The organism is Thiocystis violacea, assembly GCF_016583565.1.
Classification (GTDB): Bacteria; Pseudomonadota; Gammaproteobacteria; order Chromatiales; family Chromatiaceae; genus Thiorhodococcus; species Thiorhodococcus violaceus_A.
This window is the reverse complement of the sequence record NZ_NRRF01000176.1, coordinates 1-1941: the sequence shown is the minus strand read 5'-3', so window position 1 is coordinate 1941 and position 1941 is coordinate 1. Positions and strand designations below refer to the sequence as shown.

Here is a 1941-nt window from a genome sequence, read left to right as displayed (position 1 = left end):
CCAGCAGGCGTTCTTACGCGCGCTCAAGGTACCAGAGGAGCACTTTATCCACCCATCCCCGTGCTGCTGAATCGATGCCGCTGAAAAATACGACATCGGTGCTGTCACGGGGTGCGGAATGTCCGTTTAGGCAAAGCGACCGCGCTCATTCTGTGACCCAGCCGACAGGTCTCGCGCACGCTGCGTGCTAACGTCGGGCGTCCACGACGCTGATCGCTCAGGAAGACCGCCCCCCATGGATCCGATCTCAGCACTCCTTGCAGGCTACTTGAACGCGGCCACTCAAGCCTTTGACCACATGGATCTCGCGCTCCGCACGGAGGCGATAGAGCATCAGGGGCTCACGGTGACCTTCACCCATCAACAGTGGCGCATCCGCGAGGCCTCGGTCTGTGAGGGCGAGCGGGGAGATGTCGTGCGCTTGGCGCGCTGCACCGCCGCGGCCAAGGATCTGTTCAGGCAGGTCTGCCAGGCGCTGCAAGCCAACCCGCGCAACCATCCGGACGACCCATCGTTGCAGCGGATGTACTGTTCCGCTGCGGCACGCTATCGCCCGACTCAAGCGAGTGTGGAATGGGCCGAGCCGGTGGAGGCCGAGGCGCAAGCACGCCAGGCATGCCGCCTCGCCCAGGCGGCATTGCTCACGGAGAACACACCCGAGACGCGCCACCGGCGCAAGGTCGCCTGCGAGGGCGTCAAGCGCGATTAGGCAACCCAAGCGGGCGGCCCTCCCCTTGTTGTCCAACCCATCCACAGCTCCAGTCAGGGGGGGGCGCTGGCTGGAGCCTCCTTCCCGCAAGCCGAGCGCGCGAGGCGCGGCGGCCCCGGCCAAGGCGAGGGCGGGGGGTGGTCCGCGGAGCTTGTGGCTCAGGGAGCCTCAAGCGTAGCGGGGGTCTGCTCGGGATACGTGCGATTTTTTATCACTTGGCTGGCCGGACACTCCCGGAGTCGCTCTTAGCGCCGGGAGCTCCGCGTGCGGGCATCGAGAGCGAGGTTCAGTGGTGTGTTGGTCCAGGACCGAGCGGAAAAGTCCACCAGCGGAGCTGGCTGCAGTGCGCCATCCATGCTCTGGCCAGCGCAGCACCTCAATCGAGCGGGGTTGCGATCCGCACTTGGTTGGAGCAGGTGATCCTGAGCCTTCTCAGCCAGCGCGAAAACCCCCAACGGAAGCCCGCGTTAGCGCGCAAAATAGAGTCGGACTCATTCTCCCCATGAGGAAAAGAGCAAAACTTCAGTTTTGCAATTGGTTGCCCTTTTCTGTTTTTCGGCCCCCGCTCGGCGTATCGTCAGTAGGTCACGCTTACCCAGTTCGCTCCTTGGGTTTCAACCTTCATGACCTGTTCGCCCTTGGGCGAGACTGAAAAGTCAAGTAGCAACCTGTCCTCCAAGTCACTCGTCAAAAAGACGAAAATTCCGTCCTCGTTCACTGCGAAATCGAAAGTGAACTTGACCGCGGCAAGTGATGGAACCAGCAACATGCCGCAATCAATCGTGCGCGGCGTCCATACATAGACCGAAGAATGGTTTGCGCCGTGCAACCTCTGAACAAATCCCTGGAATCTCTCCGAACACCGTTCCGAGAACGGCATCTCACAGGCTTGGGTGGCCTGTGCATGGAACTTCTGCGAAGCCTCTCGAATTGAGGTCGCTTGCTCAAGACTACCCAGTTCATCGGCATGAACGGGGCGTCCGATCAGCGCAGTGAGTTCATCTAGATACCTTTTCAGATTGAGCTTCTTCCTAAGCTTCGCCGATGAGGGCTGCGTGTGCATCAGTAATCGACCTTTGACTTGTTGTTTGAAAGTGCCGGTCGCCAGGGCAATCGCATCAAACTATTAGCGAGTACTGTTGGATAATCGCGATGGTGTCGGTAACACTTGGCGGTCGTTTTCCCGCTGGTGAGATGCCGCCGATGCCTGAGATGACCCTGGACCGCTCGCT

Annotated in this window: 2 protein-coding genes; one reads left to right on the top strand and one right to left on the bottom strand. The window is 60.5% G+C overall.

Translation table 11 applies throughout. From position 1 onward, the window contains the following. Positions 1-235: 235 nt before the first annotated feature. Positions 236-709 (top strand): hypothetical protein, encoded by a 474-nt coding sequence (locus CKO23_RS24505; RefSeq protein WP_200336089.1) that lies wholly within the window; start codon positions 236-238, stop codon positions 707-709. Positions 710-1286: 577 nt separating this feature from the next. Here the strand turns inward: CKO23_RS24505 and CKO23_RS24500 are convergent. Beyond that, positions 1287-1772: a hypothetical protein gene (locus CKO23_RS24500; protein WP_200336087.1), complete on the bottom strand. Its 486-nt coding sequence runs from the start codon at positions 1770-1772 to the stop codon at positions 1287-1289. Between the last annotated feature and the right edge of the window lie 169 nt (positions 1773-1941).

Coding starts and splice junctions, on each gene's coding strand:
- CKO23_RS24505 (WP_200336089.1), top strand. CDS start 236: ATGGATCCGATCTCAGCACTCCTTGCAGGCTACTTGAACGCGGCCACT.
- CKO23_RS24500 (WP_200336087.1), bottom strand. CDS start 1,772: ATGCACACGCAGCCCTCATCGGCGAAGCTTAGGAAGAAGCTCAATCTG.